The sequence below is a fragment of the Pseudomonas sp. M47T1 genome, assembly GCF_000263855.1.
Lineage (GTDB): Bacteria > Pseudomonadota > Gammaproteobacteria > Pseudomonadales > Pseudomonadaceae > Aquipseudomonas.
In genome coordinates, this window is sequence record NZ_AJWX01000002.1 from 75682 (window position 1) to 97099 (window position 21418).

Here is a 21418-nt window from a genome sequence, read left to right on the forward strand (position 1 = left end):
AACGATCATGGCTGCTAAAGAAGTTAAATTCGGCGACTCCGCCCGCAAGAAAATGCTCGCCGGTGTAAACGTCCTGGCTGATGCGGTAAAAGCGACTCTGGGCCCGAAAGGCCGTAACGTGATCATCGAGAAGAGCTTCGGCGCTCCGACCATCACCAAGGACGGCGTTTCCGTCGCCAAAGAAATCGAGCTGAAAGATCGCTTCGAAAACATGGGCGCGCAGCTGGTCAAAGACGTTGCCTCCCGTGCCAACGATGACGCTGGCGACGGCACCACCACCGCCACCGTTCTGGCTCAGTCGATCGTCAACGAAGGCCTGAAAGCCGTCGCTGCCGGCATGAACCCGATGGACCTCAAGCGCGGCATCGACAAGGCGACCATCGCCATCGTCAAAGAGCTCAAAGGCCTGGCCAAGCCATGTGCCGATTCGAAAGCCATTGCCCAGGTCGGCACCATTTCGGCCAACTCCGACTCCTCGATCGGCGACATCATTGCCGAAGCCATGGAAAAAGTCGGTAAAGAGGGCGTGATCACCGTTGAAGAAGGCTCGGGCCTGGAAAACGAACTGTCGGTTGTTGAAGGCATGCAGTTCGACCGCGGCTACCTGTCCCCTTACTTCGTCAACAAGCCAGACACCATGGTTGCCGAGCTTGATGGCCCGCTGATCCTGCTGGTTGACAAGAAGATCTCCAACATCCGCGAAATGCTGCCTGTGCTGGAAGCCGTTGCCAAAGCCGGCCGTCCACTGCTGATCGTCGCTGAAGACGTTGAAGGCGAAGCCCTGGCGACTCTGGTTGTGAACAACATGCGTGGCATCGTCAAGGTTGCAGCCGTGAAGGCTCCAGGCTTCGGCGACCGTCGCAAGGCCATGCTGCAGGACATCGCCGTACTGACCGGCGGTACCGTTATCTCCGAAGAGATCGGCCTGAGCCTGGAAAGCACTACCCTGGAACACCTGGGTAATGCCAAGCGCGTCGTGCTGTCGAAAGAAAACACCACCATCATCGACGGTGCTGGCGTGGAGGCTGACATCCAGGCTCGCGTTACCCAGATCCGTCAGCAAGTGGCCGACACTTCGTCCGACTACGACCGTGAAAAACTGCAAGAGCGCCTGGCCAAGCTGTCCGGCGGCGTTGCAGTGATCAAGGTTGGCGCTGGTTCCGAAGTTGAAATGAAAGAGAAGAAAGCCCGCGTTGAAGACGCCCTGCACGCTACCCGTGCAGCCGTTGAAGAAGGCGTGGTACCTGGCGGTGGCGTGGCTCTGGTCCGCTCCCTGCAAGCCATCGCTGGCCTGAAAGGCGACAACGCCGACCAGGACGTAGGTATCGCTCTGCTGCGTCGTGCTGTAGAAGCACCTCTGCGCCAGATCGTTGCCAACTCCGGTGACGAGCCAAGCGTTGTAGTCGACAAGGTCAAGCAAGGCGAAGGTAACTTCGGTTACAACGCTGCTACCGGCGAATATGGCGACATGATCGAAATGGGTATCCTGGACCCAGCCAAAGTGACCCGTTCGGCACTGCAGGCTGCTTCCTCGATCGCCAGCCTGATGATCACCACCGAAGCCATGATCGCCGAGATCAAGGATGACGCTCCAGCAGGCGGCGGCATGCCTGACATGGGCGGCATGGGTGGCATGGGCGGCATGATGTAAGCCAGCCTTACCCGCTTTAAAAAGAACCCCGCCTAGTGCGGGGTTTTTTTATGGGTGGTTACGCGCTATCGGAAAAATGACCCCTTGGTTTCACCCGATTTGCTGCCAGGCACACGGGGTGTGCCCCGTGTGCCTGGCAGCAGATTGGTGTCGCTACGGGGCCATGCGCAAGCCACCACTGGCCCTTCCGGGCCTAACGCCGTAAGCTGCCTGCGCCCAAGGGCAATTACACTGGATGGAGAACCTGCCCATGCGAATTCTATTGGTTGAAGACAACCGCGACATCCTGGCCAACCTCGCCGACTACCTGGGCCTGAAGGGCTATACCGTCGACTGCGCCCAGGATGGCCTGTCGGGTTTGCACCTGGCTGCCACCGAGCATTATGACCTGATCGTGCTGGACATCATGTTGCCCGGCATCGACGGCTATACGCTGTGCAAGCGCCTGCGCGAAGACGCCCGGCGCGAGACGCCGGTGATCATGCTCACCGCCCGCGACCAGTTGGACGACCGTCTGCAGGGCTTTCGTTCCGGGGCCGACGATTACCTGGTCAAGCCGTTCGCCTTGTCGGAACTGGCCGCGCGCATCGAGGCCGTGCTGCGTCGTGCCCAGGGCGGTGGTCGCCGCAGCCTGCAGGTAGGCGATTTGAGCTACGACCTCGATACCCTGGAAGTGACCCGCCAGGGCCGCGCACTGAAGCTTAACCCGGTGGGCCTCAAGCTGCTGGCGGTACTGATGCAGAAAAGTCCCCATGTGCTGCGCCGCGAAGTGCTGGAAGAAGCCCTGTGGGGCGACGACTGCCCGGACAGCGACAGCCTGCGCAGCCACGTTCACCAGTTGCGCCAGGTGATCGACAAACCGTTCGACAAACCACTTCTGCAAACGGTGCATGGCGTGGGGTATCGCCTGGCCGAGGGCAAAGATGGAGTTTAAGCAGAGCCTCGCTCAACGCATCATCATCGCCTTTGCGCTCATGAGTGCATTGGTGGCCGGTGCCTTTGCCGTCGGCATCGTGGCCACGGTGCACCTGGTGGAAGAAAAGCTGATTTCCGCCGGCCTTGGCGGTGACCTGCAACGCTTGTTGCTGATGGACAACGTCAGCGACTGGAGCCATCGGCCCGAGCCCGATCAGTTGTTCTACTACAGCAGCGGGCGCGGCGATTATGCGTTGCCCAAGGACCTGCGCCATCTGAACCCCGGTTTTCATGAAGTTTTCCGCGGAGAGCTGTCCTACCACGCCATGGTTGAGGTAGTGGACGGTCGCCGTTATGTCCTGCTGCAAGACCAGAGCGACTTCGAGGAGCGCGAGCGCGTGCTGTTCGCCGTTGTGCTGGTGGGCTTCGTGCTGAGTCTGGCGCTGGCCGTATTCCTTGGCTGGGTGCTGGCGCGCCGGGTGATGGCCCCCGTGGTGCGGCTGGCCCGGCAGGTGCGCCACCGCGACCAGTTGCTGGGGCTGGCGCCGCCCTTGGCGCCGGACTACGCGGCCGACGAAGTGGGCGAGTTGGCGGTGGCTTTCGACGCCACCCTGGGGCGGCTGCGTGACGCGCTGTCGCGCGAACGGTTGTTCACCAGCGACGTCAGCCATGAATTGCGCACGCCATTGATGGTGCTGGCAACCTCCTGCGAGTTGCTGCTGGAAAACCCCGCGCTTGATCCTCGCGCGCGTGCCCAGGTGGAGCGCATTGCCAGGGCCTGCGAAGAAATGCGTGAGTTGGTGCAGACCTTCCTCATGCTGGCCCGTGCCCAACGCAATGATGCCGAAATGAGTGCGCAGCTGACCCTCGCACAGGTAGCCGACAACCTGATCAATCTGTGGCGTGGCCCCATCGAGCACAAGGGCCTGACGTTGACGGTGCAGAGCAGCGAATTGCCCGATACGCGCTACAACGCCACGTTCTTGCTGGCGGTCATGGGTAACTTGCTGCGCAATGCCTTGCACTACACCGACACCGGTTTTATCCGCCTCACGCTGCAACCCTGGGGCTTCAAGGTGGAAGACAGCGGCATCGGCATTCCGGAAGAGAAACGCCTGGCGGTGTTCCAGCCGTTCGTGCGCGCCAACGAAAAACGCGGTGAAGGCCTGGGGCTTGGGCTTTCGCTGGTACAGCGGATTTGTGACGACCAAGGCTGGCAGGTTGACCTTACGCCGCGTGAGCCCAATGGCTGCTGTTTTCTGGTAACGCTCACAGCCAGCGCATGATGGCAGCAAGGGCTATCAATTAATGGCCCTTGGCTATCGCTCCTATTCTGTAAAACTTCGAAACCGTTACTGAAGTTTCCTACATAATTTTCACGTGCCCCTAACTAAGGTGAACGCCAATTTGCAGGCGGTGTGCCGTGTTCATAGTTTAGGCAAGGAGTAAGGGATGGCAGTCGACTACACGACTGAGGCATCAGCAGCGCCAGAATCGCGCTTTGATTATTACTGGAACCAGCACGGTGAGTGGGTGGAAGAGCCCAATGTGCGCCGTGGTGGCGAGAGTGGCGTGCAGCGAGTACGCGCGGCCAACGGTCAACTGTTGTACGTGAAGCGCCAGACCGGTCATATCTATCGCAGCTTCAGCCACCCCCTTGGGCGCCCCACGGTACTGCGTGAGCGCGATGCGCTACAGGGCTTGGCTGAGCTGAATGTAGGCGTACCCAAACTGGTGTTCTGTGGCGCTCAGCGCGACCCGCAGCATCAGTGGCGTGCCTTGCTGGTGACCGAGTCCCTGGATGGTTTCGAGGAAATCGATAAATGGTATGCCGGCCGCACCGCCGAGCAGCACGGCGAAGCCCTGCACGAGGCCGTTTTCAAGGAGCTAGCCGCGACACTGGCGCGCATGCACCGCGGTCGGTGGCAGCACAGTTGCCTGTATCCCAAGCATATTTTTGTACGCATTAACGGAATCGGCGTTGATGCCCGCCCCGAGATTGCCTTGCTGGACCTGGAGAAGTGCCGGCAGCGTTTCAGCGCCACTCGTGCCGCGCAGCACGACATGAAACAGTTGCGCCGCCACTCGTCGTTCAGCGACGCAGATTGGAACAAACTGCTCTATTTTTACAAGACGGTGTTTGGCAGCCCGCTCAAAGGTTTAGAGTAATGAAACTAGAAATAGCTCGAGGTTTGTTTTTGCTGGCGGCGCTGGGTGTTACCACGGTTGCCATGGCTGCGTGGGATCAGCCCCGACCGAATGTGCTCAGTGCCCAGGCGGCTTGCCCTATGCCGCACACGCCAAAAGTGCAGACGGCCGCCAAGCCGGATCACGACCTGCTGCTGTTCCTGTTCGGCATGGCACAGGGCGTAAGGTCCAGTGGCTGAATAAACGGCCCGAGCGTGCCCCAGAAGGCCCCGTCAGACGGGGCCTTCTGCATTCATGTAACCGCTAGGCGATTGCGGTTCGTTTGTCAGGTGAAATCAGTGTGTAGACACACGGCAGCACGAACAGCGTGAACAGCGTGCCCACCGACATGCCCGTGGCAATCACGGTGCCGATGTCAAAGCGGCTGACGGCGCCGGCGCCGGTGGCCAGGATCAGCGGTACCATGCCGAACACCATCGCCGCAGTGGTCATCAGCACCGGGCGCAAGCGGATGGCTGCGGCCTGCTCCACGGCTTCACGGGCGCTCAGGCCCTTGTCGCGACGTAATTGGTTGGCAAACTCGACGATCAATATCCCGTGCTTGCTGATCAGCCCGATCAGGGTCACCAGCCCCACCTGGGTGTAGATGTTCAGGCTGGACCAGCCCAGGAACAGTGGAATCAACGCGCCGCATATCGACAATGGCACGGTCACCAGGATCACCAGCGGGTCGCGGAAGCTTTCGAACTGGGCCGCCAGCACCAGGAAGATAATCGCCAGCGCGAGCCCGAACGTTACCCACAAGGCATTGCCTTCCTGCACGTACTGGCGGGCGCTGCTGCCGTAGTCGAAGGCGAAACCGGCAGGCGCCTCCTCGCTGGCGATTTGCCGCACCGTTTGCACGGCGTCGCCCATGCTGACGATCGGGAAACCCTGGATGATGGCCGAGTTCAACTGCTGGAACTGGTTGAGTTGGCGGGGACGGGCGCGCTCGCTCACGGTTATCAGCGTGGACAGGGGCAGCAGTTCGTTCTTGTTGTTGCGCACGTAGTATTGATTGAGCCATTCGGGGTTGTCACGGTAGGCGCGCTCCACCTGGGCGATGACCTTGTAGCTACGCCCATCCAGGGTGAAACGGTTGATTTCCGACTCCCCCAACAGGGTGGCCAGCGTGCCACCCAACTCCTGCATCGACACGCCCATCTGCGCCGCCTTGGCGCGGTCGATGTCTACTACCACCTCGGGTTTGTCGAATGCCAGGTCAATGTCCAGGAAGGCGAACTTGCCGGTGGCCTGGGCGCGGTCCTTGACCCGCTGGGCCACTTCCAGCAGTGACTCGTAGTCGTTGGCGGTGTTGATCACGAACTCGAAGGGCAGGCCTTCACCGGTGCCCGGCAGGGCGGGAAGGTTGAAGCCGAATATCTGCAGGCCGGGGATCTGTGCCAGGCGTGCCTGGACTTCGGGCAACAGCTGCATCTGGGTACGACCACGTTCGTTCCAGGGCTTGAGCAGGAAGCCCCCGATACCCGATTGCACGCCATTGAAGCCATTGATCTGGAACGACGAGTAGTACTCGGGGAAGTCCTTGAAGATCGGCAGGAACTGGTCGGTGTAGGTGTTCAGGTAATCGAGGTTGGTGGGCTGCGGGGCCGTGGCCATCATGAAAATGATGCCCTGGTCTTCCGCAGGCGCCAGCTCCGATTGGCTGAACTTGAGGAACACCGGAATCAGGCACAGTACGATCAGCGCGAACACTACCACCACCGGGCGCGTCTGCAGGGTTGCATGGAGCATGCGCTGGTAGCGTTGCTTGAGCCCCTCGAACAGCCGGTCGAGCCGATGGGCCAGGCCCTTGGGGTTGGCGTCCGGGCGCAGCAGCAGGGCGCACATCATCGGCGACAGGGTGAGGGCGACAATGCCGGAAATCACCACGGCGCCCGCCAGCGTCAGGGCAAACTCCTTGAACAGCGCCCCGGTCAGCCCCGCCAGGAAGCCAATGGGCGCGTACACGGCCGCGAGGGTGATGGTCATCGACACCACCGGCATGGCAATTTCCCGTGCGCCTTCCAGCGCGGCGTCGAATGGCGTGCGGCCCTCTTCGATATGGCGATGGATGTTCTCCACCACCACAATGGCGTCGTCCACCACCAGGCCGATGGCCAACACCATGGCCAGCAATGTCAGCAGGTTGATGGAGTAGCCCATCAACTGCATGAAAAACAACACGCCGATCATCGACAGCGGAATGGTTACCACCGGAATGATCACCGAACGCAGGGCCCCGAGGAACAGGAACACCACCACGATGACGATCAACACCGCCTCGAACAGGGTTTTCACTACCTCATCGATGGAGGCCTGGATGAACAGCGTGGCGTCGTAGGCGATGGACGCCTTGAGGTTGGGCGGCAGTTGCGAGGCCAGATCAGGCATGATCTGGCGCACCTCGCGGATCACGTCCAGCGGGTTGGCGCCGGGTGTGCCCTTGATGCCGATGTACACCGATGGAATGCCATTGAACGAGCTGACCGTGTCGTAGTTCTCCGCGCCCATCTGCACTCGCGCCACATCGCCCAGCAGCACGCGGCTGTCGCCGTCGGTCTTGAGCGCGATAGCGGCGAAGCCCTCGGTAGACTTCAAGTCGGTGGTGGCGTTGATGCTGGTGACGATGTATTCGCCCTTGACCTCGCCGGCAGCGGACAGGAAGTTGTAGCGGCGTACCGCATCGGTGACGTCATTGGCGCTCAGGCCGTACCCGGCCAGTTTCACCGGGTCTATCCACAGGCGCATGGCGAACACCTGGTTACCGAGGATCTCGGCCTGGGCCATGCCGGGCAACGTGGCCAGTTTGGGCTGGATGACCCGCGAGAGGTAGTCGGTAATCTGCGGGTTATTCAACTGGTCGCTGTAGAAGCTGATGTACATCAGCGCCGAGGCGTCAGCCGCTTCCTTGCTCAACACCGGGTCTTCGGCATCCTGGGGCAGCTTGTTCTTGACCTCGTTGGCCTTGGCCAGCAACTCGGTGAACAGCCGGTCGCTGTCAGCGCCGATGCGCGCGTAGATGGAGATCACCGAGTAGTTCTGACGACTCACCGATGTCATGTAGTCGATGCCCTCGGCGCTGGCCAGGCTCTGCTGCAACGGCTGGGTGATATAGCCCTGAATGGTCTCGGCGTTGGCACCGGGGTAGGCGGTGGTCACGGTGATCAGCGCGTTTTCCATTTGCGGATACTGGCGGATGCTCAGCTTGCTCCACGCCTGGAACCCTAGCAGCACGATCAGCAGGCTGATGACGCTGGCCAGCACGGGACGGCGGATGAACGGGTCGGTAAAGGCCATGGCCGTTCTCCAGGGTCAACGGGTTTTCAGGGTAGCGTCGGGGCTGACGCTGACTGATGCACCGCTGGTGAGTTTCAACTGGCCGCCGGTGACCACCTGTTCGCCTGCCTTCAGGCCCGAGTTGACGATGACCAGGCCGTCGCGGCGCTCCCCCGTCTCGACGAAGCGTCGATCGGCCACCTGGGCCGGTTTGCCGTCAGGGTGGGTGACTGGCTGGCCTTGGGCGTCCTTCTTGGCCTCGACCACGTATACCGAGTTGCCGTAGAGGGTGTAGGCCACTGCACTTTCCGGCACCACCACCTGGTTTTTCGGTTGCGGCAACAGTACCTGCAGGTTGGCGAACATGCCGGGCAGCAGCCGGCCCTGGGGGTTGTCCAGGGTGGCGCGAACCAGGATATTGCGGGTGCTGTCCTCCACCTTGGGGTTGAGGGCGCTGATGACGCCCTCGAAGGTTTGACCGGGGTAGGCGGCCACGCTGACCAGCAGTGGCTGGCCCAGGTGGACCTGTGGAATGGCCTGCTCGGCCACGTAGAAGTCCACGTACAGGCTGCTGAGGTCTTGCAGGGTGGCGATCACGGTGCCGCTGGCCAGGTAGTCGCCGACATCCACCTTGCGGATGCCGATGGTGCCGCTGAACGGCGCGACGATGTTCTTCTTCGCCAGGCTGGCCTTGAGCTGGGCGACGATGGCCTTGTTTTTCAGCAGCACGGCGTTCAGGCGGTCGAACTCGCCTTTGGAAATGGCGCGGCTGTCGACCAGTTGTGCGCCGCGGGCATAGTCCACCTGGGCCAGGCCCAGGTCGGCCTGGGCGGTACCCAGCAAGGCGGTTTCAACGTCGCTGTCCAGTTGCAGCAATGGCTGCCCGGCCTTCACCTGCTGCCCTGACTCGAACAGGATGGCGCGCACGGTGCCGGCAACTTCGAGGCTGAGGTTGATGCCCTGCAAGGCTTTCAGGCTGCCGACTGCCGGCAGGCGAGCCTGCCAGGCGCGTTCGCTGGCGGTGGCTACGGCTACGGCTACAGGAGGCTTGGGAGCCGAGAACATCTGGATCTGCTGGTAGATGGCCCATGCCTTGTAACCACCCAGCAGCAGGACGACAACCAGTACGATCCCCAACATGATCAGCATGCGGCGGCGCAGCATATTCCGTTTCCCTGGAAAGCAAAGCGAAGAGTCGGAGCACATTATTCTTGTCCGGCGCAGGACGCCAATGGTGCTGTATTGCTGGATATTACGCCCAGTTCTGTCGTTGCACATCTGCACGGCCGGCGCAGTTGCGACGTTGATACAAGGAGGTGCCGCGGTGTGTCAGGTGGCGAAAGGGGTCATGTGCATATGGTTATCCCAGAAGCCGGCGGGCAAGGCCAGGGGCGTGACGACCGGGGCGGTGTGGCGGCAGTCCAGCAAGCGGCAGCGGCCTTGGCCGGAAGTGACGACGAAGCCATGTTCAACTGCGGCCACTGCGGCACAGTCGGGCAAGGTCGCTTCCAGGTAGGTGGCGCCGGTGTCCAGGTGCCAGACGAAGAATCGGTTGGCCCGTGGCGCGGTCAGCGCCACCAGGCGCAGGCGATCGTGCACGGCGACGCTGGCGCTGTAGTGGGCCATTCGTTGCAGCTGTTGCGCACTGGCCGCGAACGCCTGCAAGGGGTGCCCGGGGCGCTTGATTGCCAACAGCGGGGCGCCTTGCGATGCATCGCCCATGAACTGCTGGCAGGCCAGCACAGTGCCGTCGGCGGCAATGGCCAGGTGACGGATGCTGTTCATGGGTTGCTCAAGGGTTTCCTTGCTCAGCAGGCAGCCCTTGCGGTTCATCATCACCAGGCTCGGTTCCATGGCGTGCAGGTTCATGTCCACGCGGCTTTCGGCCTCGGTGCGGATACCGCCGTTGGCCACCACCAGGGTTTCGCCATCGGGCAGCCAGGCCAGTTCGTGGGGGCCGATGCCATGGCTGGGCAATTCGTCGACCTGCACCAGGCGTTGGTGCTCGAAACGATAAACCCCGATGACCCCACGACCCGGTTCGCGGGTATCGTTTTCGGTGGTGTACAGCCACTCGCCGCTGGCGTGCAGCACGGCATGGCCGTAGAAGTGCCGGCCGGGCCGGGCCGCCAGGGTTTGCAGCAGGCTGCCGTCGCGCAGGTCCAGCAGATAGCACTCGGTGCCCGGGCGCCGGGCCACGAACAGGGCCACGCGCTGCTGCGGATGTTCCACTACACCATGGCAGCGTTGGGCAACCTGGGTGGCGAACACCTGTTTGCCATCGAGTCGATAAGCCACGGCGTAGTGCCTGCCATCGGCATCATCGCGTGCGGACAGCAACAGGCGGCTGCCGGTTGCCGGAGCCAGCAGGGATTTGAACCACTGTGCCAGGCCCATGCTCAATCCCCATCGTTGGCATTGAAGCCCAAGGGGATGCCCAGTGCCTTGGCCAGTTCGCCTTCATGCAGCCGGTGCAGGCTGTTGAGCTGGTCGTAAAGCACTTCCAGGGAGTGCCGCCCCTCGGGGGTTGTCAACTGCTCGGCCAAAGGACGCGAGTTGCCGTCTAACGTTTTCTGCGCCGCAGCATAGGCGGCGTCGATACGCTCGGCCAATGCCTGCTGGTCGTTGCCCAGAAGGCCGCGCAGGCCCTGGTCATCGACGCCAGCCCACACCGCCTGGGCGGCTGTGAGACTGGCCTGCAGGCTGTGCAGCGCATCCTGGCTACGCCAGGCCTCGGCCTGCATGGGCTGCACGATGCCTTTGTTCTGGCGGCCCATGGGTGTGCCCAGCTTCTTCTTCAGCGTATCCAGTGCCGTGACCTGGGCGCGCAGCACGTCGGCGATGGCCTCGTGGGCGTCTGCATAGCGCGGGTTGGGAAAATGGCTCATCTGCCAGAGCATGCCTTCCTCGCTGTTCCACTGGCCGAGAATGGCTTCGGCCAGGGTCTTCTGATGCTCGCCGATGGCGACCAGCAGGGGGCAGTAGCGTGCCTTCTGGCCGGCATCGGCCAGGTCCAGGCGCGCGTCGAACAGAATGTACTCATAGGCCGAGAGGCCTTGTACCACCACGCTTGACTTGGCCAGGGTGGCAGCATCCACAGGCGTCGGATTGGCCACCAACTGGTCCACCTGACGGCCTACCAGGTTTTTCCTGTCGGGCCAGAACTGCACCTGCCAGCTGCGATTGCCCTCGGCCAGGGGGCCGATCAACAGGGGCTGCAAGGCGGTCCAGGCGCGCTGCGCATGGAGGAAGTCGGCGCGTGCGGTGTCCAGAGTTGCCTGGCCCTGGCAGTAGGCGAGGGCGCTGATCGCCAGTTGCCGGTCAGCCTCCACCCAACGGCTGTAAGTGGGCAGGATGATCTGATTGGCGATGGCGGCGCTGGTGACAGCCTGCCGGTCCTGGGGCGAACAGGCGCCCAGGACTAAAGCGGCAAGGCTGGTGAACAGCAGCGTGGGACGAAACATTGCAGGGCTCCCCGGCAGGGCTCAAAGTGAATTCAGGAAAGCCAGCAGCGCGGCACGCTGGCTGGCGTTGAACGACAGCACATGACGTTGCGCCGCGGCCGCTTCGCCGCCATGCCAAAGCACGGCTTCCATGGCGTTGCGGGCGCGCCCGTCATGCAGGTATTGGGTGTGCCCGCTCACGGTTTCATTCAGGCCCATGCCCCATAGCGGCGGGGTGCGCCAGTCCTGGCCACCGGCCTCGAACTCGCGGCGCCCGTCGGCAAGGCCCGGGCCCATGTCGTGCAGCAGCAGGTCGGTATAGGGGCGGATGCGCTGGCTGGCCTGTTCGGGTTCGGCAGCATCGGCGGCGGTGGTGTAGTGCGGGGTATGGCAGGCCTGGCAGCCGGCCTGGTTGAACAACTGCTTGCCGGCCAACACTTGCGGCGAGCTGACATCACGCCGTGCCGGCACCGCCAGGTTACGTGTGTAGAACAGCACCAGGCGCAGGATGTTGTCACTCACTTCAGGGCTGCCACCCTGGGCGGCGGCCAGGCAGTCGGCCTGGGCCGCCGTGCAATTGTCGACGGGGTGCAGGCGGCTGCTCAGGCCCATGTCGTTGGCAAAGGCGTGGGCATTCTGTTGGTTGAGCGTGGGTTGCCCGGCCTTCCAGCCAAAACGACCGATCACGGTCTTGCCCAAGGCATCGTCCCATACGCGGTTGGGCCGGCCATGGATTGCGTCGCCTGCGTCGGCCTGGGCCTGGGCATTGGCCAGGATCGCCTGGTCGGGAATGGCTTCCAGCAGCCCCAGGCCGATCATGGGCGGCGCTACCCGGGCGGAGAACTGCGTGTGCGGGTGCAGCGGGCCATAGCCCAGCTGGCTGATCAGCAGGCGCGGTTTGCGCAATTGCACTGGCGTGCCGTCATCAAAGCGAACGTTCAGCACGTCGTACTCGACGCGCACTTTGGCTTCCGGGTGGACCCCCGGCACCGCCATGTCCTGCAACTGGGTGCCATACACCGGCTCAGGGTTGACCCCCAGGCGCTCGATCACGGCAGCCTGGTGCGCCGTGTCGGGCACCGACAGGCGCACCAGCATCGATACCGCATTGGGTGCGTCAGGCTCGGGCGGGTGGCCACGGCCGTCCTTGATGTGGCAGTTCTGGCAAGCGTTAGTATTGAACAGCGGCCCCAGCCCGTCACGCGCCGTGGTGGTCGCTGGCGCAGTCACCCACGGGCTGCGAAAGAAGCTGTTGCCGGCGCTGAAGTCGACTTTGCGCTCGGCCGAGAGGTTGGCCGATGGCTGGGCGTAGGCGTTCAGGTCACTGCGCCAGACCGTGCTGGTGCCACCGCCCAGGGCCTCGTCGGTTTCCACTTCACCCAGCCGCACCCCGTCATCGCAACCGCCCAGGCACAGGGCAAGCAGCGTGGCGCCCAGGCGGGGGACCAGAGAGCGGATTTCCACGTGTGGGCCGCGGCGAACCAAGGGCGTCAGAATGTGTGATCAGCCGTTTCCGGATTCAGGTCGGTGATGCCCAGTATGCCCGCCGCCTGTTCGATGCTGCCGGTCTGCTTGACCAAGGCTGCGATGGCATCGCGCACGACTTGCTGGCCGGCGTCGTTGCCCACGGCGATCAACTGATCGTAATGCTCGCCCTGGCTGGCGCGGTCGACCATCACCTGCATCCGCGCCTCGGTGGCGGCCAGGTCGGCGCGCAGGGTGGCGTCGGCGGCGGGGTCGGCCTTGGCCACCAGCGAGGACAGGCTCGGGCCGGTGATGCGGCTGCCGTCCAGGCGGGTGTACTCACCCAGGTAGACGTTGCGAATGCCCTTGGCGTCGTAGAAGTGCGAAGAGTGGGTGTTATCGCTGAAACAGTCGTGCTCGTCTTCCGGCGAATTGGCTTCCAGCGAGACCTTCATGCGCTCGCCCGCCAGTTCGCCCAGCGACAGGCTGCCCATGCCGAACAGCATCTTGCGCAGGCCATTGCGAGGGGGCTCGGCTTCCAGCGTGGCGCGGTAGTTGCCGGCCACGCCTGGTTGCCAGTGGCCGGTCATATCCTCCAGGTCGCTGACCAGCAGGCGGGTGACGGCGCTCAGGTAGGCGCGGCGGCGATCATTGTGGCCGCCGGTGGCGCCGGGGCCCTCCAGGTAGTCCGAAGCCGGACGGTTGCCCGCGCCGGGCCCGGTACCGTTGAGGTCCTGGCCCCACAGCAGGAACTCGATGGCGTGGTAGCCGGTGGCGACATTGGCTTCGGAGCCGCCCAGTTCATTCAGGCTGGCCAGCGCCTCGGGGGTGATTTCGGTGATATCGACCTTGTCCTCGCCGATGCGGATTTGCGGGTTGGCGATGATGTTGGCCTTGGCCGCCGGGTTGCCCAGCGCCGGCTCATAGTTGGCGTCGACATAGTCGATCAGGCCCTCGTCCAGGGGCCAGGCGTTCACCTGGCCTTCCCATTCGTCGATGATCGGGTTGCCGAAGCGGAACACTTCGCTTTGCAGGTAGGGCGCGCGGGCGGCGACCCAGGCGTCGCGGGCGGCCTTGAGGGTGGCGGCGTCGGGCGTGGCCAGCAAGGCATCCACGGCGTGCTGCAAGGTCAGGGCACTGGTATGGGCGTCGCTGTACACCGCCAGCACCATGTCGGCGTAGTGCCCCACCACGGCTCGCGCGGCTACCTCGTCGACGCCACCATTGCCGGCCGCGCTGGCGCTGCTGGCGGTGCTCGGCGCCTGAGCCGTGGCGGGCGTGTCTTCCTTGCTGTCACCGCAGCCGGCGAGCGAGACGGCAATGGCCAGCAGGCCTGCGGTGGCCAGGGGCATGTGAGTCATGGCGATATCCTGCGTCGAGAGAGGGAGCGAGGCGAGAGCCACGCGCAAAATCGGCGCAATGATGCGAAGGATATGCATTTTCTGTAAACAATGAAGATGTAAGCAAATTAATCAGTTGCGTGGGAAGAACGTGTAGCTGCCCCCAGCGGCTACAGGCTGACTGCCTGGCTGCGATGGGCCTGCTTGAGGAACACCGTCAACTCGCGGGCCGGCAGCGGTTTGCTGTACAGGTAGCCCTGACCCTCATGGCAGCCCTCGGCGATGATGTAGGTTTCCTGCTCCAGGGTCTCCACGCCCTCGGCAATCACCTGCATGCCCAGGCTTTTGCCCAGCTGGATAATGGCGCGCACGATGGTCGCGTCGTCATCGTCCTCCAGCAGGTCCTGGACAAAGCTCTTGTCGATCTTGATCTTGTCCAGCGGCAAGGATTTCAGGTAGCTGAGCGACGAATAGCCGGTGCCGAAGTCGTCGATGGCAATCAGCGCGCCCGAGCGGCGCAGGCTCAGCAGGTGCTGGGCGGCGGTGCTGATGTCTTCCATCAGGCCGGTTTCGGTCACTTCCAGCTCCAGGCAGCGAGGTGGCAGGCGGTAGATCTGCAGGAAGTTACTGACCACCCGCGGCAGTTCGGCATGGTGCAACTGCACCGTGGACAGGTTGACCGCCATTCGAAGTTCGCTGAAGCCTTGGTCCAGCCATTCGCGCAACTGCCGACAGGCCTGGTCCATCACCCATTCGCCAATGGCGATGATGCTGCCGTTCTGTTCCGCCAGCGGAATGAACTGGTCGGGCGGCACCAGGCCGTATTCGGGGTGCTGCCAGCGCAGCAGTGCTTCCACGCCCACCACGCGGTGGTCGCGGTAGCTCACTTGCGGCTGGTACACCAGGTACAGCTGGCCGCGTGCGATGGCTTCGCGCAGGTCTTTTTCCAGCTCGCGACGGCGGCGCATTTCGCTGTCGACGCTGGCGATATAGAACTGGTAGCGGTTGCGCGAGCGCGACTTGGCCAGGGTCATGGTCTGCTCGGCCTTTTGCAGCAGCTTTTCGGTGCTGTCGCCGTCTTCGGGGAACAGGGTGATGCCGATGGTGGCGCGCAGGCGGATTTCCTGCAGGTCGGGGCCGAACGGCGCCTCCAGGTCGTCAAGGATGCTTTGGGCGAGTTCAGCCGCCTGGTAGGGCTGGTCGATGTCGGCCTGCACCAGAGCGAACTGGTCACCGCCCAGGCGTGCCAGGGCCCCCAGACGTCCGCTGTGAGCACGCAGGCGGTCAGCCAGGGCCAGCAGCAATTGGTCGCCGGTCTGGTAGGTGAATTGCTCGTTGATGCCCTTGAAGTCGTCCAGGCCCACGCACAGCACGGCCACGCGGCGTTGCAGGCGGCCGGCGTCGACCAGGATCTTGTCCAGTTGCGATTGCAGTTGCTGGCGGTTGGGCAGGCCGGTGAGAAAGTCGTACTGGGCCATGCGCAATAGGCTGTTCTCGGCCTCGTGGCGCAAATGAGTGTTGCGCTCGATCGACTCCAGCAACTGGTTGGCGGTATTGATCCACAGGCCCAGTTCGTTCTTTTCGTGGCCTTTGAGCAATGGCAGCTTGTGTTGGCTGGGCCGGTCGGGGTTGATCTGGGTAAGGTGCTCGATGATCTGTTTCAGCGGCTTGGTCAGCAGCCAGTGATACACCAGGTACAGGGCCAGGCCCATGGCCAATGCGCGCAATACCCCGGAAATGAAGATGATCACCGAATTCATGATGAACCCCTGACCGTAGGGGGCGGTGTCGAGGGTGATGCTCAGGTCGCCGTAATATTCACTGTAGGGGCCACGGCCAACCAGTTGGGTGGTGAAGGTTTTCTCTTCGCCCAATATCGGGTCGGTCAGCCAGCGGGTGGCGGTCTGCAGGGGCGGGCGCGTCTTGTCCGCCAGCGTGGGCTCATTTGGGTGGCCAATGGATGCGATGCGCACGGCGTTGTCCTGGAACAGCCCTTCGATGACCTGCATGCCCATTTCCCGGTCCAGGCTGTAGACGGCCTGGGTGGAGGGGTCGCGGAACATGTCGAGGATCCGCGCAGCGTCACTGGCCACGGCCTGACGAGTCTTGTAGGCGTCGAACACGATTTGGGCGCAACTGAGCACCACCCCGACGATCAACGCCGAAAGGAGCACGACACGTAGCAACTTCACCGACAAGCTGTTCTTGAGTTCCAGCTTCAAAAGGCCATTCCTTGTTGCGTGCAAGTGGCATCAAAATGCCATTATCGTTGGCAATCCCGGTGGGCAGTCAAGGGGTAACGGTCAGAACGTCTGGCACTCGGGCGAATGCCTACACTGTATGTCGGTTGGAACCGGCTTGCACTTGAGGCCGCTCGGCAATTTTTCCCTTTTCTTGATCTTAGCTGTATCCCGGGTCCAGGCAAGCTGTCTGGCCGACAGCCACAAAAAACCCGGCCGAAGCCGGGTTCTTCAGCAAGCGCGAGGCTTAGGCAGTGAAGGTCTTGCCTTCGAACTGCTCGGCCACGAACTTCCAGTTCACCAGGTTCCAGAACGCTTCCACATACTTCGGACGTACGTTGCGGTAGTCGATGTAGTAGGCGTGTTCCCAAACGTCGCAGGTCAGCAGCGGGGTGTCGCCGCTGGTCAGCGGGTTGCCGGCGCCGATGGTGCTGGCCAGGGCCAGGGAACCGTCAGCCTTCTTCACCAGCCAGCCCCAGCCGGAGCCGAAGGTGCCGATGGAAGTCTTGCTGAACTCTTCCTTGAACTTGTCGAAGGAACCGAACGAAGCGTTGATGGCCTCAGCCAGGGCACCGGTAGGTTGGCCGCCGGCGTTAGGCGCCAGGCAGTTCCAGTAGAAGGTGTGGTTCCAGACCTGGGCGGCGTTGTTGAAGATGCCACCGGACGAAGTCTTGACGATTTCTTCCAGGGTCTTGCCTTCGAACTCGGTGCCGGGCACCAGGTTGTTCAGGTTCACGACGTAGGTGTTGTGGTGCTTGTCGTGGTGGAATTCCAGAGTCTCTTTGGAGATGTGCGGCTGCAGCGCATCGTGAGCGTAGGGCAGCGGCGGCAATTCAAAAGCCATGGTGATTCTCCTAATCAGGTCTGTTGCGGTGAGCGCAAGGCCGATCACGGGCGGCCAGATATACGCCGGCGAGTTTTTACTCTTTGCGACGCAGGGTTTGGATCATAGCACCGGCACCTTGGCATAACCACGCAACAACTGTGTGGGATAGAGGTTCCAGAGCGTTGCCGCACGCTGTCAAAGCGTTTGCGGGCCGTCAACCTGCCGCCAGGCTGCAAGTGTCCGCAGGACCTTTGGCGGTGTGATGTCGAACGCGGGCACACGGTGTGTGCCTTCGCAGCCTGGCGGCAGCTTCGACGTCAACCTCACGAAAGGCCGTCGCGCTCACAAGGCCATGGCGCTACGCGAATATCAGTTGCGCGGCCACGGCAAACATCATCACCGCCACCATCAGGTCCAGCAGGCGCCAGGTGGCCGGGCGCGCCAGCCACGGGGCCAGCCAGGCCGCGCCCAGTGCCAGGGTGAAAAACCATAACAGCGACGCGCTGGCCGCACCGGCCACATAGGCGCTGGGCACGCTTTGCTGGGCCCCCAGGGAACCGATCAGCAGAACGGTATCCAGGTACACGTGGGGGTTGAGCAGGGTAACCGCCAAGGCGCTGAGCAGCACAGCACGACGCGAGCGTTGGCCGTTGCCTTCGCCCTGATTCAGACTTTGGCGCGAACAGGCTCGGCGTAACGCCTTGGCGCCATACCAGAGAAGAAACACGGCACCGCCCCAGCGCGCCACACCCAATAGTAGCGGGCTATGTGCCAGTACACTGGCCAGGCCGAACACGCCCAGGGTCACCAATGCGGCATCGCACAGCACGCACAGCAGCGCCACGGGCAGGTGGTGTTCGCGGCGCAGGCTCTGGGCCAGTACAAACGCGTTCTGGGTGCCGATGGCCATGATCAATCCCGCTGCCACCAGCAGGCCATTTACATAACTGTGCCACATGATCGTCAAACTCCTGGGTTATGCGTTGGAGTGTGCGGGGCATTGCTGTATAAGAAAAACCAATATTGATGATCGCTCATTAGGGAAATTGATGTTCGATTACAAGTTGTTGGCGGCCCTTGCCGCTGTCACCGAGCAGGGCGGCTTCGAGCGCGCGGCGCAGGTGCTGGGCTTGTCCCAGTCGGCCATTTCCCAGCGGATCAAATTGCTCGAGGCGCGCATCGGCCAACCGGTGCTGGTGCGGGCCACGCCGCCCAGCCCTACGGAGATCGGCCGACGCCTGCTCAATCATGTGCAGCAGGTGCGCCTGCTGGAGCGCGACCTGCAGGGCCAGGTGCCGGCACTGGACGAAGACGGCATGCCGGAGCGGTTGCGTATTGCCTTGAACGCCGACAGCCTGGCCACCTGGTGGGCACCGGCGGTGGGTGCGTTTTGTGCCGAGCGCGGTTTGCTGCTGGACCTGGTGGTGGAGGACCAGGACGTAGGCCTCAAGCGCATGCGCGCCGGTGACGTGGCGGCCTGCCTGTGCGGCAGCGAGCGGCCGGTGGCGGGGGCACGCAGCCTGTTGCTGGGCGCCATGCGCTACCGGGCGCTGGCCAGCCCGGGGTTTGTCGCCAGGCATTTCCCTGCCGGCTTCGATGCGGGACAATTGGCCCGCGCCCCGGCGCTGGTGTTTGGCCCGGACGACTTGCTGCAACACCGCTACATGGCGGGCCTGGGTATAGCAGGCGGCTTTGTTCACCACCTGTGCCCGTCTTCCGAGGGTTTCCTGCGCATGGCCGAGGTGGGGATGGGTTGGGGGTTGGTGCCTGAGTTGCAGGTAAAGCCGCAACTGGCGGATGGCCGCCTGGTTGAATTGAGCCGCGCAAACTGGATCGATGTGCCGCTGTATTGGCACCATTGGCGGCACGGCGGGCAGTTGTTGACCGACCTTACTGATCATCTGGCACGTCAGGCGGGGCGGTGGTTGGTAAATCCATAACCGCGTTCGCTAAAGATCTGCGGCGCCACAGATGGCCAGTGCAGCCTTCGGCAGCGGCTACCGTCCGCGATGGTGTAAGTATTTTAAATGATGAAACAGATGCGGAGCGCTTCATGAAAATTCTGGTGACCGGCGCGAGTGGCTTCATTGGCGGGCGTTTTGCCCGCCATGCGCTGGAACAGGGCCTGGAGGTGCGGGTCAGTGGCCGTCGGGCCGAAGGGGTGGAACACCTGGTGCGCCGTGGCGCGCAGTTTGTCCAGGGCGACCTGACCGACCCCGACCTGGTGCGGCGCCTGTGCATCGGCGTCGAGTCGGTGGTGCACTGTGCCGGCGCGGTGGGCAACTGGGGGCGTTATCAGGACTTCCACCGAGGCAATGTCGAGGTGACCGAGAATGTCGTAGAGTCGTGCCTCAAGGAACAGGTGCGGCGCCTGGTGCACCTGTCGTCGCCGTCGATTTATTTTGACGGCCGCTCGCGGGTGGACCTGCGCGAAGAGCAGGTGCCTCGGCGTTTCCATGATCATTACGCCAAGACCAAGTTTCTCGCCGAGCAGAAAGTGTTCGGCGCCGCCGAGTTCGGTCTTGAAGTACTGGCCCTGCGCCCGCGTTTCGTCACCGGGGCGGGGGATGTCAGCATTTTTCCGCGTCTGCTGAACATGCAAAAGAAAAACCGCCTGAAGATCATCGGCAACGGCTTGAATAAAGTCGACTTCACCAGCGTGCAGAACCTCAACGCGGCGCTGATGAGCGCCTTGCAGGCGGACGAATCAGCGTTGGGCAAGGCTTACAACATCAGTAATGGCGCACCGGTGCCGATCTGGGACGTGGTGAACTACGTGATGCGCCAGATGAACCTGCCCCAGGCCACGCGTTATCGCTCCTACGGCCTTGCCTACACGGCGGCGGCGTTCAACGAGGGCGCTTGCCTGCTATGGCCCGGGCGGCCACAACCGACGCTGTCGCGCCTGGGCATGAAAATCATGAACAAGGATTTCACCCTGGACATCAGCCGCGCCAGGCATTATCTGAACTATGAGCCCACCGTCAGCCTGTGGGCGGCGCTGGACGAGTTCTGTGCCTGGTGGAAGGCCCAGGACCGTACTGGCAGCCGTTGAACCGGCCGGAGCTTTTGCGGTCGATCGCAGCGGCCCGTGGGCGGGTATACTCGCACCACTATTTAGCCATTACTGTGCTTCATATAAGGTTTCCCGATGCGTAACGATGCCCGTGACGACGATTTCGACAATGTGCCCCGCCTGAGTGCCAAAGACGTCGACGACGACGACTTTGCCCCGGCCACGGCCGCCGAGCGCGAGCGCACCACGGTGTATTCGCGCACCACGCCCGTGGTCAAGGTCAAGGGCCCTAGCACCGGGCCGTTGTGGGCGCTGATCGGTGCCCTGGCCATCGCCTTGGTAGGCCTTGGCTGGTGGAGCTTCCAGCAGATCTCGTTGATGGAACAGCAATTGGTGGCCACCCAGGAAAGCTTTGCGCGCATCAGCGAAGAAGCGGCGGGGCGCTTGCAGGACATCAGTGGCAAGGTCGTCGCCACCGAATCCAGCGCCAGCAGCGGCAGCGAAGCGTTGAAACTGCAGATCAAGCAGCTGCAGACCCAGTTGCAGGATCAGGGGCGCCAGCAGCAGGGCGTGGCAGGGCAGCAGGGGGACCTGGGTAAACGCCTGGACCAGGCCCTGGCCCAGGCCAGCGCGCAGCAGGCCGCGAATGAACAGGTTCAGGCCCAGCTCAAGAGCGTGAGCGCCGACCTGGCCCAGCTCAAAGGCAGCCAGGCCGATGCCGTCAAGCTGGATGCGCAGATCAAGGCCGTAGCCGCAGATGTTGCCACGGTGAAGAAACAGGGCAACGTCACTGGCCGCCTGGACAGCGTGGAGCAGGACCTGGTGGTGCTCAAGAGCGAAGTGGAAAATCGCCCTACGCCGGCAGCGGGCACCAACACCGCCGAATTCGACTCGTTCCGCGGCCAGACCACGCGCAACATCACCACCTTGCAAAGCCAGATCCAGAACCTGCAGCAGCAGATCAACACCCGGCAATAACGCAATGGGAGTCTCCAGACGACCGTTGCTGCTATAAAAAAGCCCCGGCGTTTTCACGTCGGGGCTTTTTCATTTCAGC

At 62.8% G+C, this 21418-nt stretch carries 17 protein-coding genes; 8 read left to right on the plus strand and 9 right to left on the minus strand.

The window, feature by feature from the left end; all coding sequences use genetic code 11:
- Nucleotides 1–7 precede the first annotated feature (7 nt).
- The 5 genes from groL (at nucleotide 8) to PMM47T1_RS02345 (ending at nucleotide 4953) form a co-directional block, all read left to right on the plus strand.
- Nucleotides 8–1651: a chaperonin GroEL gene (groL, locus tag PMM47T1_RS02325; protein WP_008365435.1), complete on the plus strand. Its 1644-nt coding sequence runs from the start codon at nucleotides 8–10 to the stop codon at nucleotides 1649–1651.
- Nucleotides 1652–1901: 250 nt separating this feature from the next.
- Nucleotides 1902–2585, plus strand: a complete 684-nt coding sequence (gene colR / locus PMM47T1_RS02330) for a two-component system response regulator ColR (RefSeq protein WP_008365436.1) — start codon at nucleotides 1902–1904, stop codon at nucleotides 2583–2585.
- Nucleotides 2575–3852: a sensor histidine kinase gene (locus PMM47T1_RS02335; protein WP_008365438.1), complete on the plus strand. Its 1278-nt coding sequence runs from the start codon at nucleotides 2575–2577 to the stop codon at nucleotides 3850–3852. Before colR ends, PMM47T1_RS02335 begins: the two co-directional genes overlap by 11 nt.
- A gap of 166 nt (nucleotides 3853–4018) precedes the next feature.
- A complete protein-coding gene (locus PMM47T1_RS02340; protein WP_008365440.1) occupies nucleotides 4019–4735 on the plus strand; it encodes a lipopolysaccharide kinase InaA family protein in 717 nt (238 codons plus the stop codon).
- Entirely contained in the window at nucleotides 4735–4953 is a 219-nt protein-coding gene (locus PMM47T1_RS02345) for a hypothetical protein (protein ID WP_008365442.1), read from the plus strand. The genes PMM47T1_RS02340 and PMM47T1_RS02345 overlap by 1 nt, the downstream gene beginning before the upstream one ends.
- A gap of 64 nt (nucleotides 4954–5017) precedes the next feature.
- Here PMM47T1_RS02345 and PMM47T1_RS02350 read toward each other — a convergent pair whose 3' ends face one another.
- From PMM47T1_RS02350 to PMM47T1_RS02390, 9 genes are all read right to left on the minus strand, one after another.
- On the minus strand, nucleotides 5018–8053 hold the full coding sequence (locus tag PMM47T1_RS02350; protein ID WP_008365444.1) for a multidrug efflux RND transporter permease subunit: 3036 nt from the start codon (nucleotides 8051–8053) through the stop codon (nucleotides 5018–5020).
- Nucleotides 8054–8068: 15 nt separating this feature from the next.
- Entirely contained in the window at nucleotides 8069–9196 is a 1128-nt protein-coding gene (locus PMM47T1_RS02355) for an efflux RND transporter periplasmic adaptor subunit (protein WP_008365445.1), read from the minus strand.
- A 165-nt stretch (nucleotides 9197–9361) separates the two neighbouring features.
- Complete coding sequence (locus PMM47T1_RS02360; protein ID WP_008365447.1) at nucleotides 9362–10429, minus strand: DUF1513 domain-containing protein; 1068 nt, start codon at nucleotides 10427–10429, stop codon at nucleotides 9362–9364.
- A gap of 2 nt (nucleotides 10430–10431) precedes the next feature.
- On the minus strand, nucleotides 10432–11496 hold the full coding sequence (locus tag PMM47T1_RS02365; RefSeq protein ID WP_008365449.1) for an imelysin family protein: 1065 nt from the start codon (nucleotides 11494–11496) through the stop codon (nucleotides 10432–10434).
- Between the two features lie 21 nt (nucleotides 11497–11517).
- The gene (locus PMM47T1_RS02370; protein WP_043300664.1) at nucleotides 11518–12933 is read right to left on the minus strand and encodes a di-heme oxidoreductase family protein; all 1416 of its coding nucleotides are present in this window, start codon (nucleotides 12931–12933) and stop codon (nucleotides 11518–11520) included.
- Between the two features lie 32 nt (nucleotides 12934–12965).
- Complete coding sequence (locus tag PMM47T1_RS02375; protein ID WP_008365452.1) at nucleotides 12966–14300, minus strand: imelysin family protein; 1335 nt, start codon at nucleotides 14298–14300, stop codon at nucleotides 12966–12968.
- A gap of 149 nt (nucleotides 14301–14449) precedes the next feature.
- The gene (locus tag PMM47T1_RS02380; protein WP_008365454.1) at nucleotides 14450–16501 is read right to left on the minus strand and encodes a putative bifunctional diguanylate cyclase/phosphodiesterase; all 2052 of its coding nucleotides are present in this window, start codon (nucleotides 16499–16501) and stop codon (nucleotides 14450–14452) included.
- 265 nt (nucleotides 16502–16766) lie between these two features.
- A complete protein-coding gene (locus tag PMM47T1_RS02385) occupies nucleotides 16767–17363 on the minus strand; it encodes a superoxide dismutase (protein WP_008365455.1) in 597 nt (198 codons plus the stop codon).
- Between the two features lie 340 nt (nucleotides 17364–17703).
- Nucleotides 17704–18303, minus strand: a complete 600-nt coding sequence (locus PMM47T1_RS02390; protein WP_008365458.1) for a LysE/ArgO family amino acid transporter — start codon at nucleotides 18301–18303, stop codon at nucleotides 17704–17706.
- Between the two features lie 91 nt (nucleotides 18304–18394).
- On the opposite strand from PMM47T1_RS02390, the gene PMM47T1_RS02395 reads away from it, so the two are divergent.
- From PMM47T1_RS02395 to PMM47T1_RS02405, 3 genes are all read left to right on the plus strand, one after another.
- Nucleotides 18395–19285: a LysR family transcriptional regulator ArgP gene (locus PMM47T1_RS02395; RefSeq protein WP_008365460.1), complete on the plus strand. Its 891-nt coding sequence runs from the start codon at nucleotides 18395–18397 to the stop codon at nucleotides 19283–19285.
- 113 nt (nucleotides 19286–19398) lie between these two features.
- Nucleotides 19399–20400 (plus strand): NAD-dependent epimerase/dehydratase family protein, encoded by a 1002-nt coding sequence (locus PMM47T1_RS02400; RefSeq protein ID WP_008365462.1) that lies wholly within the window; start codon nucleotides 19399–19401, stop codon nucleotides 20398–20400.
- Nucleotides 20401–20496: 96 nt separating this feature from the next.
- A complete protein-coding gene (locus tag PMM47T1_RS02405; protein WP_008365464.1) occupies nucleotides 20497–21339 on the plus strand; it encodes a hypothetical protein in 843 nt (280 codons plus the stop codon).
- Nucleotides 21340–21418: the final 79 nt, after the last annotated feature.

Excerpts from the sequence above, each read along its gene's own strand:
- colR (WP_008365436.1), top strand. The coding sequence starts at position 1,902 with ATGCGAATTCTATTGGTTGAAGACAACCGCGACATCCTGGCCAACCTC.
- PMM47T1_RS02365 (WP_008365449.1), bottom strand. The coding sequence starts at position 11,496 with ATGTTTCGTCCCACGCTGCTGTTCACCAGCCTTGCCGCTTTAGTCCTG.
- PMM47T1_RS02395 (WP_008365460.1), top strand. The coding sequence starts at position 18,395 with ATGTTCGATTACAAGTTGTTGGCGGCCCTTGCCGCTGTCACCGAGCAG.
- PMM47T1_RS02385 (WP_008365455.1), bottom strand. The coding sequence starts at position 17,363 with ATGGCTTTTGAATTGCCGCCGCTGCCCTACGCTCACGATGCGCTGCAG.
- groL (WP_008365435.1), top strand. The coding sequence starts at position 8 with ATGGCTGCTAAAGAAGTTAAATTCGGCGACTCCGCCCGCAAGAAAATG.
- PMM47T1_RS02390 (WP_008365458.1), bottom strand. The coding sequence starts at position 18,303 with ATGTGGCACAGTTATGTAAATGGCCTGCTGGTGGCAGCGGGATTGATC.
- PMM47T1_RS02375 (WP_008365452.1), bottom strand. The coding sequence starts at position 14,300 with ATGACTCACATGCCCCTGGCCACCGCAGGCCTGCTGGCCATTGCCGTC.
- PMM47T1_RS02400 (WP_008365462.1), top strand. The coding sequence starts at position 19,399 with ATGAAAATTCTGGTGACCGGCGCGAGTGGCTTCATTGGCGGGCGTTTT.
- PMM47T1_RS02405 (WP_008365464.1), top strand. The coding sequence starts at position 20,497 with ATGCGTAACGATGCCCGTGACGACGATTTCGACAATGTGCCCCGCCTG.
- PMM47T1_RS02350 (WP_008365444.1), bottom strand. The coding sequence starts at position 8,053 with ATGGCCTTTACCGACCCGTTCATCCGCCGTCCCGTGCTGGCCAGCGTC.
- PMM47T1_RS02360 (WP_008365447.1), bottom strand. The coding sequence starts at position 10,429 with ATGGGCCTGGCACAGTGGTTCAAATCCCTGCTGGCTCCGGCAACCGGC.
- PMM47T1_RS02335 (WP_008365438.1), top strand. The coding sequence starts at position 2,575 with ATGGAGTTTAAGCAGAGCCTCGCTCAACGCATCATCATCGCCTTTGCG.
- PMM47T1_RS02345 (WP_008365442.1), top strand. The coding sequence starts at position 4,735 with ATGAAACTAGAAATAGCTCGAGGTTTGTTTTTGCTGGCGGCGCTGGGT.
- PMM47T1_RS02355 (WP_008365445.1), bottom strand. The coding sequence starts at position 9,196 with ATGCTGCGCCGCCGCATGCTGATCATGTTGGGGATCGTACTGGTTGTC.
- PMM47T1_RS02340 (WP_008365440.1), top strand. The coding sequence starts at position 4,019 with ATGGCAGTCGACTACACGACTGAGGCATCAGCAGCGCCAGAATCGCGC.